Origin of the sequence: Caecibacter sp. AF58-12pH5A, assembly GCF_027681725.1 — a bacterium.
Lineage (GTDB): Bacteria > Bacillota > Negativicutes > Veillonellales > Megasphaeraceae > Megasphaera > Megasphaera hominis.
The window spans coordinates 39,002-53,658 of record NZ_JAQDBC010000004.1; the positions used below are offsets into that span (position 1 = coordinate 39,002).

14 protein-coding genes are annotated in these 14,657 nt (G+C 51.5%); all 14 read right to left on the reverse strand.

Going from position 1 to position 14,657, the window contains the following annotated elements; genetic code table 11:
- Window positions 1–9 precede the first annotated feature (9 nt).
- Window positions 10–540, reverse strand: coding sequence for an NYN domain-containing protein (locus PGX44_RS03185; RefSeq protein ID WP_498854227.1), 531 nt, complete (start codon window positions 538–540; stop codon window positions 10–12).
- A complete protein-coding gene (rlmB, locus tag PGX44_RS03190; RefSeq protein ID WP_498854228.1) occupies window positions 537–1,289 on the reverse strand; it encodes a 23S rRNA (guanosine(2251)-2'-O)-methyltransferase RlmB in 753 nt (250 codons plus the stop codon). The genes PGX44_RS03185 and rlmB overlap by 4 nt, the downstream gene beginning before the upstream one ends.
- A 2-nt stretch (window positions 1,290–1,291) precedes the next feature.
- Window positions 1,292–1,777 (reverse strand): Mini-ribonuclease 3, encoded by a 486-nt coding sequence (locus tag PGX44_RS03195; protein WP_498854229.1) that lies wholly within the window; start codon window positions 1,775–1,777, stop codon window positions 1,292–1,294.
- Window positions 1,774–3,219: a cysteine--tRNA ligase gene (cysS, locus tag PGX44_RS03200; protein WP_498854307.1), complete on the reverse strand. Its 1,446-nt coding sequence runs from the start codon at window positions 3,217–3,219 to the stop codon at window positions 1,774–1,776. Before cysS ends, PGX44_RS03195 begins: the two co-directional genes overlap by 4 nt.
- A gap of 366 nt (window positions 3,220–3,585) precedes the next feature.
- Window positions 3,586–4,029: a hypothetical protein gene (locus PGX44_RS03205; protein ID WP_498854230.1), complete on the reverse strand. Its 444-nt coding sequence runs from the start codon at window positions 4,027–4,029 to the stop codon at window positions 3,586–3,588.
- A gap of 27 nt (window positions 4,030–4,056) precedes the next feature.
- Window positions 4,057–5,520 carry a glutamate--tRNA ligase gene (gltX, locus tag PGX44_RS03210; RefSeq protein ID WP_498854231.1) on the reverse strand — a complete coding sequence of 488 codons (1,464 nt, stop codon included), beginning with the start codon at window positions 5,518–5,520 and terminating at the stop codon, window positions 4,057–4,059.
- Window positions 5,521–5,544: 24 nt separating this feature from the next.
- A complete protein-coding gene (gene ispD, locus PGX44_RS03215) occupies window positions 5,545–6,732 on the reverse strand; it encodes a 2-C-methyl-D-erythritol 4-phosphate cytidylyltransferase (RefSeq protein WP_498854232.1) in 1,188 nt (395 codons plus the stop codon).
- Entirely contained in the window at window positions 6,733–7,923 is a 1,191-nt protein-coding gene (locus PGX44_RS03220; RefSeq protein ID WP_186502028.1) for a PIN/TRAM domain-containing protein, read from the reverse strand.
- A gap of 185 nt (window positions 7,924–8,108) precedes the next feature.
- A complete protein-coding gene (locus PGX44_RS03225) occupies window positions 8,109–8,483 on the reverse strand; it encodes a KH domain-containing protein (protein WP_498854233.1) in 375 nt (124 codons plus the stop codon).
- 86 nt (window positions 8,484–8,569) lie between these two features.
- Entirely contained in the window at window positions 8,570–9,946 is a 1,377-nt protein-coding gene (gene radA / locus PGX44_RS03230) for a DNA repair protein RadA (RefSeq protein WP_498854234.1), read from the reverse strand.
- 3 nt (window positions 9,947–9,949) lie between these two features.
- Window positions 9,950–12,385: an ATP-dependent Clp protease ATP-binding subunit gene (locus PGX44_RS03235; RefSeq protein WP_498854235.1), complete on the reverse strand. Its 2,436-nt coding sequence runs from the start codon at window positions 12,383–12,385 to the stop codon at window positions 9,950–9,952.
- Window positions 12,386–12,448: 63 nt separating this feature from the next.
- On the reverse strand, window positions 12,449–13,510 hold the full coding sequence (locus PGX44_RS03240) for an ATP--guanido phosphotransferase (RefSeq protein ID WP_498854236.1): 1,062 nt from the start codon (window positions 13,508–13,510) through the stop codon (window positions 12,449–12,451).
- A gap of 2 nt (window positions 13,511–13,512) precedes the next feature.
- The gene (locus PGX44_RS03245; protein ID WP_289001417.1) at window positions 13,513–14,034 is read right to left on the reverse strand and encodes a UvrB/UvrC motif-containing protein; all 522 of its coding nucleotides are present in this window, start codon (window positions 14,032–14,034) and stop codon (window positions 13,513–13,515) included.
- A gap of 23 nt (window positions 14,035–14,057) precedes the next feature.
- Window positions 14,058–14,510 (reverse strand): CtsR family transcriptional regulator, encoded by a 453-nt coding sequence (locus PGX44_RS03250; RefSeq protein WP_498854237.1) that lies wholly within the window; start codon window positions 14,508–14,510, stop codon window positions 14,058–14,060.
- Between the last annotated feature and the right edge of the window lie 147 nt (window positions 14,511–14,657).

Sequence of the window (14,657 nt, forward strand, 5' to 3'; positions counted from 1 at the left end):
ATTCCTCTATCATTTTTTTGATCTGCGTATTTTTTCCAGCTTTTGCAGCACCTCGTCATTTTGTACGTGACTGACGACTTCATTGCGGCTGTGTGTTTCACTCAACACGTTTTGCCGCTCATAGCTTTTCAATTCCTTCCGTGCCCGTTCTACGTCATCTGCCAATTCCCGTGCAGGAATACAGTAGGCACCGGTACCGAGAATCTGATTTTGTTCAGACCCGTCGGACGTAGCCACATAAATGCTGCGGTGCTCATGCCGATGTTCATATACGAGTTTTTCTATACGGCTGTCAGCCGTCTCTTCTTTATCCGTAAAAATAATTGTACAGTCCTTGCCAACGTTCATGCTCTTAGCCGATTCTTCTGTATACATAGCATCAAACACAAGAATCAGCTCATAGCCCTTCGCTTTGCCGTAGCTGGCCAGGATATCGATAAGCCGTTCCTGGGCGTGTTCCAGCGACTGGTTAGCCAGGCTTTTCAAGGATTTCCAGGCAAAGATAATATTGTAGCCATCGACGACGAGTAAATCTTTCATTTTGAGGTCACCGCCTGACGCTGGCGAACCACTTCGTACATCAAAAGGGCTGCCGCGACAGACGCATTCAGCGAATTGATGTGACCGAACATAGGAATTTGTACCAGTGCATCACACGTTTCTTTTACCAGGCGGGATATGCCCTTTCCTTCACTGCCAATAACCAGGACAATCGGTTCAGTAAGCGAACTATGGAAATAATCCGTTTCTCCATCCATATCGGCACCGATTACCCAAAAGCCCCGTTTTTTTAGGCGATTCAGCAGCTGCACGCTGTTGCCAATAGGTACGATGGGCATGTATTCGATGGCGCCGGCACTGGTTTTACCGACTGTTTCATTCAATGGGGCACTGCGCCTTTTAGGCACGAGAATAGCGTGCGCCCCGGCACATTCGGCAGTCCGGATGATGGCACCCAGGTTGTGAACATCTTCAATGCCATCGAGGAGAACCAGGAACGGTACCTCCCCTTTTTCAGCAACGCCAGCCAGGACCTCCGTCAGGTCGGCAAAGGAAACGGCCGCACCAAAGGCAACGACACCCTGGTGGCGGCCATCCGGAACGAGATGGTGCAATACCTTGGACGGTACCGTTTCTACGAGAATATCCCGTTCCCTGGCATATTCTTTAATCCGCAATAAAGGGGCTGCCGTATTACCGGCAGCAATGTAAATTTTCGAAATAGAACGGCCTGCCTGCAAGGCTTCCCACACGCTGTTACGGCCGATAATTATACTTTCTTCACTCATTGTTACTCCTTAGCGCCATGCGCTGCGCGGCAATAGTCCCGCGTATACTGACAGATTCGTTCCATCACCTCAGCTAACCGTTCCTGCTGTTTGGAAAGGACCAGGTATCCTACGAGTGCTTCCAGAGCAGTACTGTCATGATACTCGGCAACAGAAGCGCTTTTGGGCGTCTGCGAATAGGCGTTGCGTGCCCGCTGGCAGACAGCGGCTTCCTGCTCTTGAAGCTGGTCTTTCAGCTGCCGGTATACAGCAGCCTGTACACGGGCTGAAACAAATTCCGCCGCCAGCGTATGCATTACTTGTACGTTCGGAATTCCCAGGGCGACGAGCTGGCGCCGCATATACTGGGCATACCAGGCATCGCCGACAAAGGCCAGGGAAATAGGGTCCAGCTGGGCTGTCTCTACACAGGGAACGTCTAAGCGTTCCCCCTTGGCAAAGGCAGCGTAGCTTTTTGCTTTTAAGGCTTGCAATGCTTTAAATTTCACTTTTTCCAACGCGCTCCCTGCGGCGAGTCTTCTACAGTAATACCAAGAGCCGCCAATTTATCACGGATGGCATCGGCCAGGGCATACTGCTTCTGGGCCCGGCATTCCTGACGGACTTCGAGGATGACGTTCATGAGATCATCGAAATCCTTATTGCTCGTTTCGTTTTTGCGGCCGGTCCAACGGTCTTCGAGAATCCCCAAAATATCGGTCATGGTCTTGAAAATACGTTTGACTTCCGACATGACAGCCGAATCGACAGGCACGTTCTTAGTAAGAACGGCATCTTTATAAATATTGACCTTCTTAGCCAGTTCAAACATAGCTGCGCTGGCCAGAGCCGTATTGAAGTCATCGCACATGGCTTCTTCGAAGTTTTCTTCTACAGCCTGGGCATCCTTAAGGAGCTGGGCAGACGTTTCCGATTTAGCGCCGGCCGGCATCGCCAGGAGTTCCAATACGTTGTCAATGGACGTGCCCAGCCGTTCCAGACTGCGCGTCATTTCTTCCAGCCGTTCGTCGCTGAAGTCCAAGGGGCTGCGGTAGTGGTTAGAAATGAGGAAGTACCGCAAAGCGTCAGGGCTGTAATGAGCCAGTACGTCTTTCACCAGGAAGAAATTGTTCAAGGACTTGCTCATCTTTTCCGAGTTAATCGTAATGAAGCCGTTATGGAGCCAGTATTTGACCATGGGCTTCTTGCCTGTGTAAGCTTCGGACTGGGCAATTTCATTTTCATGATGCGGGAAGATGAGATCGCTGCCGCCGCCGTGGAAATCAAAGGTATCGCCCAGGTATTTATTGCTCATCGTCGAGCATTCAATATGCCAGCCCGGCCGGCCGGGACCCCAGGGGCTGTCCCACGACGGTTCGCCCGGCTTTGCCCCTTTCCAAAGGGCAAAGTCCATAGGATTATCTTTTCTGTCGTCTACTTCGATACGGGCGCCAGCCATCATATCATCGAGAGAACGGCCGCTCAATTCGCCGTAGTCCTTAAACTGTTCGACACGATAATAGACATCGTGATCGATGACGTAGGCATAGCCTTTATCGATTAATTTCTGTACCATGTTGATGATTTCCGGTATGTGTTCGGAAACGCGCGGGTATTTATCGGCCCGGCGTACGTGCAGGGCGTCCATGACTTCAAAATACGAGGCAATATACCGGTTAGCAATCGTATCCCACGTTACGCCTTCCCCATTAGCGGCATTGATAATCTTATCGTCTACGTCCGTGAAGTTCTGAATATGTGTGACTTCATAGCCCAAGTGTTCCAAATAGCGTTTAATGACATCCCACGTTACGAAGGGACGGGCATTCCCCATGTGGGAATGGTTGTACGGCGTAATACCGCAGACATATATTTTTACCTGTCCCGGCGTAACCGGTACAAATGTTTCTTTGCGACGGGTTAGTGTGTTGTACACTTTTAATTCTCTCATCATAGGCCTCCTAAATTTCAATACAAAAAGCCGCCGTCCCTAGACAGAGACGGTGGCCCGTGGTTCCACTCTGCTTTATGGCATCTGGCCATAATCTCGACGCAGATAACGGCTGCTTCCGGACCAGGATACTCCATACTTCACCTGATCTGCTCACAAAGGCAACTCTGTAATTTCACCGTCTGGCCCGGTTCTCAGCTAATGCCCGACCTCTCTGTAGCGTTCCCTTACAGATTATTTTGATCATTGCATTTACATATTTTATACAAATGATATTTATTATTAAATATCATTTGTAGTTAAATGATACTCAATAAATGGCAATCTGTCAAGACGATACACCGCCTTTTTGCCCTTTGTACCGGCCTAGTCTTCGTCCGGCTTTTCCCACACCATGTCGGGCCGGTCCCACGCATCCGGCGTTTCCTCATCGTCTATTTCCGTGTCTGCGCGCAGTTTATCTTCCAGACTGCGTTGCAGCTGCTGAAAAAGCGGGTAATACGCCGATGCCGCAGCAGCTTCGATGCCTTCATAGTATTCACGGCACGGTGTATCTGCCAAAAGGAGGCGGTACGGTGGCAGCGGAATGCCAAAGATAGGGGATACATCCCGCTCTTCGATGGCATCGAGAAGGCTGAAATCGGTCACGCGGAAGGTTAGCTTGTCATCGAGGGTCGTACAATGGATGTACGTATAGACCCCGTCGCCTTCACGCACTTCGAGTTCTCCATCCAGCACCAGGTGCCGTCCTTCGATGATACGGGCCGCGTAGTTACGCGCCAATACTTCTCGTGCTGCCCCGTACGTCACAGCAATCGTCTCCTTTCAAACTATGTGTCAGGCGTTGATCAAGCCACTGGCCTCTAAGCGGTTCAAGACTTTATCGCGGCCCATGAGAGCAACGATGACGTTCAGATCCGGACCGTGCATGACGCCCGTTACGGCCACACGGATTGGCATGTAGACAAATTTGCCTTTTACTTTCAGGCCCTTCTGAATCTTTTTGAAGAGCGGCTGTACCGTATCCGGCGTCACTTCATCAAGGGCTTTCAGTTCCTGGTAGAACATGGTAAGAACGGAAGAGGCCGTTTCTTCTTTAAGGACGGCTGCCGTTTCTTCATTTTCCGGTGCGAAGTCGTCCGTAAAGAAAACCTTGACGGCATCGACGATCTGGGCACCATACTGTACGTGTTCCCGCATGGCGGCGCAAAGGTGTTTCAGCCACTGCAGGTCTTCTGCCGACGGCTGGGCCGCTGCATAGCCGGCCTGCTGCAAGTGGGGCAGACAGAGTTCCAGGAGCTGGTCTTCATCGAGTTCCTTCATATAGTGGAAATTGATCCAGTTCAATTTTTCAATATCAAATACGGCCGGATTTTTTGCAACGCGGTCGAGACTGAACTGCTGGCACAATTCTTCCATCGTAAAGATTTCCTGATCGCTGTCCGGCGTCCAGCCGAGGAGAGCCAGGAAGTTATCAATAGCGGCCGGTAAATAGCCCAGGTCGCGATACTGCTGTACACTCGTGGCACCGTGACGCTTGCTCATCTTTTTCTTATCTTTACCCAGGATTAAGGACACGTGTGCAAAAGTCGGTACAGGAAAACCAAAGGCATGATAAAGGACAAGCTGACGCGGTGTATTCGACAGATGTTCTTCTGCCCGTACGACATGGGTAATGTGCATGAGTGCATCGTCGAGTACGACGCAGTAGTTGTATACAGGAATGCCATCGGATTTGACAATAACGAAATCGCCGACTTTATTGGAGTCGAAAGAAACGTGACCCCGTACGAGGTCATCAAATTCCAGGGTTTCATTCTTTGGTGTCTTGACGCGGATAACATAGGGACGACCTTCGGCCAGATACTGCTGTACCGTTTCCGGTGCAAGGTTCGCACATTTGCCGGAATAGACCGGCGTTTCGCCCTGAGCCATTTGAGCTTCTTTTTCGGCTTCCAGTTCTTCCGGTGTGCAGAAGCAATAATAGGCTTTGCCTTCAGCCAGGAGCTGGTCCGTGTATTTTTTATAGAGATCCAGCCGTTCCATCTGACGGTACGGGCCGTTAGGACCGCCTACGTCAATGCCTTCATCCCAGTTAATGCCCAGCCATTTCAGGGCATCCTTAATATTTTCTTCCGATTCGCGCGTCGAACGTTTCTGGTCCGTATCTTCGATCCGGACGACAAACGTGCCACCTGTATGCTTGGCAAGCAGGTAGTTAAAGAGAGCCGAGCGGGCACCGCCAATATGAAACGGACCGGTCGGGCTCGGAGCAAAACGAACGCGTACTTCATTAGACATGAAAAATTCCTCCCATAAATCAGGTTAATTGCGATATTTTATGACCATAGCCGCAGCCTGGGCTGCCATCCCTTCCTGGCGGCCTACAAAGCCCAAATGTTCCGTCGTCGTAGCCTTGACAGACACGGCTTGGGGACTGATTTGCAGGGCTTCTGCCAAATTTTTTGTCATCTGCTCTACATATGGCTTAATTTTGGGCTGCTGTGCTAACAATGTTACATCAATATTGACGATACGGCAACTGTTTTCAATCAGGATCTGCCGTACCTTCTCTAACAAGACGATGCTGGAAATGCCAGCGTACGCCGGATCGTTATCAGGAAAATAGGTACCAATATCCTTTAAGCCCGCTGCCCCCAGCAAGGCATCCATGGCGGCGTGGACGAGAACATCGGCATCGGAATGACCGGCTAGTCCCTGTTCATAAGGCACGTGGACGCCGCCTAAAATAAGGGGCCGGCCGCTCGACAGCTGATGCACGTCATAGCCACTGCCAACGCGGTGTTCTGACGGGCCGGTCATGTAGAATTCCATAATCGGCACATCATCCATGGTCGTTACCTTACGGTTCCGTTCATCGCCCTGAAGGACTACAATAGCCTCCCCCATGGCTTCTGCCAGCGAGGCATCGTCTGTACCGGAAATATGATGTTCCTTGGCATAGCGATGCGCCTCCAAGAGGGTCTGCCGCCGGAATATCTGCGGCGTCTGAACGGCTATGAGCCGGCTCCGTTCCAGCGTGCGGACTTTTTGCAGCCCCCATGCGTTGGCATGTTCCCGCTCTTTTACCGTATCCTTGACGGGAATGGCATAGACAGCTACATTCGCATCACCCATGGCAGCCAGGGCATTGTCAAACCATTCCGGGCCGGCCAGGGGACGCGAACCATCGTGAACCATGACGATATCCGTGTCTGCAGCGGTCTCTCTGAGTCCGTTATAAACGGAATCCTCCCGTTCTGCGCCGCCTAAGGCGTAGCGTACGGATACAGACGGATGCAGACTCTCAACAATAGCCCTAATATCTTCCCGGTCCCGTTCAGCTATGACGAGAACAACCTCACTGACACACGTGGCAGCAAAAACGTGCTGCAGTGTATACGTGAGGACAGGTTTGCCGCAGAGGGGAAAAAACAATTTATTGCGTTCATACCCAAAGCGCCGACCGGAACCGGCTGCTACTATGATGACAGATACTTTCAATACGTTCACCTACTCGTTTGCGATTTTTACGAATATCATGCGGCCTGCAGACGTCTGCAGGGCTGACGTGACGACAACAGGCACGGTCGTGCCGATATGACGCTGGCCGTTTTCGACGACGATCATCGTGCCGTCGTCGAGATAGCCTACGCCCTGGTTATTTTCTTTCCCGGCTTTCACGACGAGGACATTCATCTGTTCTCCCGGAATGAGAGCCGGCTTCAAGGCATTTGCCAGGTCATTAATATTGAGGACGACAACACCCTGCAAGGCAGCCACCTTGTTCAGGTTATAGTCATTGGTCACAACCTTGGCGTGTATTTTACGGCCCAGGCGTACCAGCTTGGAGTCTACCCCCTGGACATCATCAAAATCATCATTGATAATGCGTACTTCTACGTAATTATCTTCCTGCATCTGCTTGAGAATATCGAGGCCACGGCGGCCTTTATTACGCTTAAGCAGGTCCGACGAGTCGGCAATGAGCTGCAGCTCTTCCAGGACAAATACCGGTACCAGTAAAGGTCCTTCAAGAAAACCGGTGCTGCAGATTTCTGCAATACGGCCATCGATAATCGAGCTCGTATCGAGCAATTTACCGGAGAATTCATCACGTTTCCGTTCTTTCTCCTTTTCCTTGCCCTGTTTATTTAACCGCAGCATACCTACGAGGCCGGCAATTTCCGTCTTCTTGCGGACAGCAATACTCATGCCGGCATAGCCAAAGATGATACTGAAGACAATAGGCCCATACGCACCAATAATAGGCAGCCGTGAGAACGCAAGTCCTATTAAATTAGCAATGATAAGTCCAAAAAGCAATCCCAGCGTTCCGATCAGCAAGTCCTGACTAGAAAAGTCGCTCAGGCCATTTTCCATGCGCTGGATTACGCGCCACACCAAGCCCAAAATCAGCGGCGAAAGGATATAGCCCAAAAGGGTTCCCAGGAGAGCTCCCAAAATGTACGTAATGATAGCCATTAAGGTCGTACCAAAAATACCTACACGGGAAAACTTGCTTTCAATTTCAGCGCTGAAAAACGGTGTAGAAACCAGCTGATCTGCCAGGAGCACAAAGACGATGGCCAGGATCAGCATAATCGCGCCCTTCATGATATTGTCCGCAATATTGCGGCCGTTGAGCCTCTTGTGTTCACCTGTCTTCTTTTCTGTCGTATCGGTCATATTTTTATCTTCCATACGATTCACCCCCTTTCCGGTCATCAAGAATACCATCCTTGATTATGATTCATAATCATACCATACTTTGTACCAATGTACCACGTTTTCGAAAAAACTGTAACAAAGCCTATACATAAAGAAGCAGCTCTGCATCATCTACCTTTGCAAAGCTGCTCTTCAGACCTTTTCGATACTGATGGCAGTTACAGCTGCGCAGTTCCTGCTTGCGGCATAAGTGAACGTGCCTGTGCCGGTTTGTCCTGTCCTGTATTGGACTGTACCGGACCGGTACGTACAGGCTGCGGAGCTGCCGGCGTAATCTTCGTCGTAACCGGTTCAATAGCGCCATGGGAATTGACAACATACCCTGGCCGGGCAAGGACCGGTTCCGTCCGGCCATCAGGCAGGACACGGTAGCCCTGGTGATACGTCACAGGACCGGCCGGACTCAAGACAGTCGTACTGGTACGGCTGGCAGAAGAAGGACTTTGATAAAAAGCGAACGCACTAGTGCCACCAAGCAGGGCCACCAGGGCCGTTGCGACACATACGTGCTTGCCAGTGCGGACAAGAAACATTAGCTTTTCCCCCTTTCCTCTCCATGCTATCAGTATAACACATTCTAACCCCATCATGGGACCGTAAACTTTAAACTTTTTATTATTTATTCTGTAAAAGCTGCCGTAATAGCGTCACGCAAGGTCTTTACGCCAATAATGCGGCACTGGGGAAACTCTGTTTCCTTTATTTCTGTAAGATTTCCCTTGGGAATAATAAAACGGGTAAAGCCCATCTTGGCTGCTTCCCGCAGGCGGCGCTGCACCTGAGACACGCGGCGTATATCGCCGGTGAGCCCGACCTCGCCCATGACCACCGTATGCTCTTCCAGAGATAAATCCCTGAAGCTCGACACGACGGCCAGGGAAATAGGCAGATCAGCGGCAGTTTCCGTAATTTTTAAGCCGCCAATGACGTTAATATAGACATCCTGCTGGCTCAGGTTAAGACCGACCCGTTTTTCCAGAACGGCCAGCAGGATGATCAGCCGGTTATAATCCATTCCCGATGCGGTCCGCCTGGGAACCGCAAAAACGGAGTGGGTCGTGAGCGCCTGGATTTCACCCAGCATAGGCCGCTGCCCATCGAGGACGGCGGCAATGGCAGAGCCGGCCTGTTGGGCCGCCCGTTCTGCCAAGAGCAGCTGCGACGGATTGGCCAGCTCAGACAATCCGTCTTCGGTCATCGTAAACAGGCCCGATTCATTGGTCGAGCCAAAGCGGTTCTTAATGCTGCGCAAAATACGGAACTGGTACTGACGGTCTCCTTCAAAATAGAGGACTGTATCTACCATATGCTCCATCATGCGCGGCCCGGCAATGGTTCCTTCCTTGGTCACGTGACCGATGACGATGACCGGCACATTGCTTTGCTTGGCAAAGTTCATGAGCCGGCCCGTGCCTTCGCGGATTTGGCTCATACTGCCGGGGGCCCCGTCGCATTCCTGGCAGTAAACGGTTTGGATGGAATCGACGATCAGCAAGCGCGGCCGGCGCCGTTCTGCTTCCTGCAGCACAGCATCCAGGGACGTATCTGCCTGAATCAGCAGGCCCGGCGCCGTCACACCCAGGCGGTCGGCCCGCAGCTTAATCTGGCCGGCCGATTCTTCGCCTGAACAATAGAGCACGTCGCCGTCCTTCCCCACCGCTGCTGCCACCTGCAAGACCAGCGTCGATTTACCGATGCCGGGATCGCCACTGAGCAGGATCAGTGCCCCCGGTACGATACCGCCGCCGAGAACGCGGTCTACTTCACCAATCCCCGTGCCAATGCGGTTCATGCTCTCCATGGCAATTTCATGCAGCTGTCTGGGCCGTACGTCCTGACCGCTGCGCTGCAGGCTCGCTGCCTGCCTTGGAGCTTCAGGACGCACCGTTTCCTCGGCCATCGTATTCCATTCACCGCACTGCGGACAGCGTCCCAGCCAACGGCTGGAAACGCTGCCACAATTCGTACATACATACCGTGATTTAATTTTGGCCATAGCTTACTCCGCCTGCGTCGTAAAGACGAGTTCCTTTTTGTCTTTACTGTCTACATAGACGTGGCTTCCCTTTTTCAGGCTGCCACTGAGGAGCATTTCTGAAATCGGGTCTTCCACAAGCTTTTGGATGGCCCGTTTGAGCGGCCGGGCGCCAAAGGCAAAATCAGTACCTTTATCGACCAGGACGTCGTCGGCATTTTCTGTCCATTCCATTTGAATCCCTTTTTCATCCAAGCGCCGGTTCAGTTCCTGCAGCATAATAGCGACGATGCGCCGCAGGTCTGCCTGGCCCAGCGGTTTGAAAATCTGTATTTCATCGATACGGTTGAGGAATTCCGGACGGAAGAAACGGCGGACGTCTTCCATAATTTCCTTCTTGGCTTCCTGGAAATCCCGTTCCTTATTTTCCTTTTCATGACCGGCTGCAGCAAAGCCCATGACCGGTGCTTCCGGTTTCAGGTGCTGTGCGCCCAGGTTACTGGTCATGATGATGACGGTATTGCAGAAGTCGACACTTCTGCCTTGAGAGTCAGTAAGGCGTCCGTCATCGAGGACCTGTAAGAGGAGGTTGAAGAAATCCGGTGCTGCCTTTTCGACTTCATCAAAGAGGATAACACTGTACGGTTTTTCCCGTACGGCATCGGTCAGCTGGCCGCCTTCTTCATAGCCTACATAGCCCGGAGGCGCGCCGACGAGGCGGGAAACGCTGTATTTTTCCAAATATTCACTCATATCAATACGGATCATAGCGTCTTCACTGCCAAAGAGCTGCCGTGCCAGCGTACGGGCCAATTCCGTCTTGCCAACCCCGCTCGGTCCCAGGAAGAGGAACGAGCCAATTGGCCGGTTGGCGTCCTTCAGGCCTGCCCTGGCCCGGCGCACAGCCTTGGCAACGGCAGAAACGGCTTCATCCTGGCTGATAACGCGCTTATGCAGTTCTTCTTCCAAATGGAGCAGGCGGTGCGATTCCGTTTCCGTCAGCTGGCGGACAGGAATCCCTGTCCATTGGGCTACGACGTCAGCAATGTCATCTTCCGTAACGACCAGGCGGGCATCATCCTGCTGCTTCCGTTCCTTCTGCATGCTTTCCAGCTGTTCTGATAGTTGTTTGCCTTCGTCACGCAGGGAGGCGCAACGTTCAAAATCTTCACTGGCCAGGGCGGCTTCCTTTTCTTTGCGGATATCCGCCAGTTTCTGTTCAAGCTGCTTCACTTCGTCTGTCGGCGAATACACCTTCATGCGTACCTTAGCCGCCGCTTCATCCATGACGTCAATAGCTTTATCCGGCAAATAGCGGTCAGAAATGTAACGGGCTGAAAGGGTTACGGCACTGCGCACAGCTTCGTCTGTAATGCGTGCCTTGTGGAAAGCTTCATAGCGGTCGCGCAAGCCAAAGAGAATCTGTATAGCATCTGCCTGGGACGGTTCGCCTACGAGGACAGGCTGGAAACGGCGGGCCAGAGCCATATCCTTTTCAATATGTTTCTTATATTCATCAATGGTCGTAGCGCCAATGCACTGCAGTTCACCACGGGCCAAGGCGGGCTTGAGAATATTGGCTGCATCCATAGAACCTTCGACGGCACCGGCACCGATAAGCTGATGGAGCTCGTCAATAAAGAGGATGACCGTCGGATCGTTGCGAATAGCTTCAATAACCTTTTTGATACGTTCTTCAAATTCACCGCGATATTTTGTGCCGGCAACGAGGCTGGCCATATCGAGGGAAAAGATACGTTTCCCCGCCAAAATATCCGGTACAGTGCCATTAATAATGCGCTGGGCCAGGCCTTCGGCAATAGCCGTCTTGCCTACGCCCGGTGCACCAATGAGGACCGGATTGTTTTTCGTCCGGCGGCTTAGGATCTGAATGACCCTGTCGATTTCATTTTCCCGGCCAATTACCGGATCGATTTTTCCCTGCCGTGCCAGTTCATTTAAGTCACGGCCAAAGGAATTCAAATCCACCTTCCCCTGGCCAGAACCATCGTCACCGGCATCTTCCATTTCCATGCCTGTCATTTCGGCCAGACGGCGCATGACCTGCTGGGGATCGATATCCATCGATTCCAGGATCTGCCAGGCCCGGCCGTTTTCATCGAGGAGCAGTCCGGCCAGCAGCTGGGCCGTACCCACGTAGTTTTGGCCCAGGCGGTTCGCTTCGGCTACAGCTAATTCTAAGGCCCGTTTCGTACTTGGCAGGAGCGCCGTTTCCCCGTCATTCCGGGGCTGCGGAGCGGCCAGCTTTTCAATAGCGCGGACAACATTTTCCGGCGTCAGGCCCAGCTGCGACAAGAGCTGTCCGGCTACGCCTTCTTTATTGAGCACGAGTCCCAGCAGGATATGCTCTGTGCCGACATAGTTATGTTCCAGCCGTTGTGCCGACTGCTGTGCATATTGCAAGACGTGCTGCGCATTATTCGTAAATCTATTGTACATGGTTATTCACATCCTTATAGAGAAAACACAACGTCCCTCTTCCCTGTTTCAGATGGTACCTCGTTATACGGCATAGGTACGCAAAAGCTGCCGCAGGGTCTGAGCCCGTTGTAAATCCAATTCTTCCCCATTCAATTCCCGGCCGGCCTGGTATTGCAAACACCCCGGTCCGGCAGCAGTCAATAAGGCCGGATAGGCCTGGGGCCGTTCTTGTATCACGCCCAGATCGATAGCCAGGCGGAAATCACTTAACAATTCGACAGCTTCATCGAGCTGCATCATCCAGGCCTGGGAAAGAACACCATAGTTGCGGAAAAGGCGGTCTTTCATGGCGTTTTGGTTATGCGTCCATAAGAGACTGCGGCAGTTTCGTTCTTCCTGTACGATCTGGCCGACAATTTTTTTCATCTGTTTGAGAATATCTTCTTCAGAAATGCCCAGTGTTACCTGATTGGTCACTTGGAAAAGATTGCCAATGTATTCATTTCGTTCGCTGTAAAGGCCGCAAATGGCAAAGCCCAGCTTCGTAATGACCTGAACGATACGGTTCAACCGTTTCATCATGACCAGACCAGGCAGGTGCAGTGTCACACCGGCGACAAGGCCCGTACCGGTCAGGGAAGGGCTGGCTGTCAAATAGCCGAAATCATCGCGGAAGGCAAAGTTCAGCTTGCTTTCGAGGGTATCATCAATTTGTGAAGCCTCATCCCACACCTGTTCAAGCTGTAAGCCCGGCGCTGCGGTCTGAATGCAAAAGTGATCATCTTCATTAATTAAGACCGATACGGCACCATCCTGGCGTACCATGACGCCTCGCTGGGCCGGTATCTTGATCTGCGTGGCAGAAGAAATATGACGTTCTGCCAAGACTTCCCGTTCGAGAGGTGTTAAATCCGTCAAACCGACAGCCTCATACGTGCCATGGCCTAAGAGATTCAAAGACGGCAAATACCGTTCGCCTTCTGCCAGGACAGCCGCCAATTCTTCGTCTGTCGCTTTTGACGGAAAGACATATTTTTTTAGATTGCGCGATACGCGGATACGGCTATCGAGAACAATATCGCTTACGTCACCGGAGCCATTTTGCCAGGGTGCCAGCGGTTCTTTTAACAAATCTTTTAGCATCTTCATTTCCCCCCAGTCCTGTCACCCGGTGGCAGCTGCCGTTCCAGGGAACGGATTTCATCGCGTACCTTCGCGGCTTCTTCATACTGTTCGTCCCGTACGAGTTTTTGCAGATGCTGGCGCAGGCGCTTGATCTGGTTCGTCGTACGAAAGACACCGCTGCCCCGGTTGGGCACCTTGCCAACGTGCTTCGTATGGCCGTGGATGCGGCGCATAAGGGGTGTAATCTCCGTCCCAAAAGCAGCATAACAATCGGGACAACCAAATTTCCCCAGACGGTTAAATTCACTATATTTCATGCCGCAGCTGGCACAGCACGGTTCTTTTTCTGCCTGGCCGGAATAATCGGGATAGGCCATTTTGCGGAAAAAGTCATTATCGACAATATTAAAATCGGGACTATCCGGGAAATTCCCCTGCTTGCGGGCACATTCGGCGCACAAATGCAGTTCTGCCCGATGGCCGTTTTCTATTTTGGTAATATGCACTACGGCTTCTCTTTTTTTACATTGATCACAAAGCATATACGATGCCTCCTTCCACCAGATTAGCGCAGGTTCAGGTGTTTTAAAATGCGGCCGATGACGTTCAACCGCTGGGGCTCATCCACTTCGTCAAAAAGCGCTTCGAAGGTATGATGCAAAAGAACGGCCTCGCGGTTCGTCAAAGACTTGCTTTTGATGAGCCTGTATAAGAGGACATCCAGATCTTCCAGTGTAATATTGACGGCCGGCAGGCGTTCCGAAATTGGTGCCGGCGTCCGGTCTTCCTTTTCCGGTGCGAGGCGGATAATACGAACGAAGCCGCCGGAGCCGCGGCGTGATTCGACCATAAAGCCCTTATCGTTGGAAAAGCGTGTACTCAGGACGTAGCTTATTTGTGAAGGAGCGCAATCCAGTTCATCGGCTAATTCGTTACGGCGAAGGACGATATTTTCTTCTTCATCTTCTAAAAGCTTATGCAGTATAAATTGTTCAATCTTATCTGCTAATACACTCATACTAATCACCTGCTTATCTAAAATGTTTCCACATAGGTTGTATTCTTGTAAAGATGTTATACCTTTTGACTTTTGTTACACTCTTATTATATTAGTCTTTTTGACTTTTTGCAAGAACTTTTATCAATTACCTCGCTGCTGTAAAAA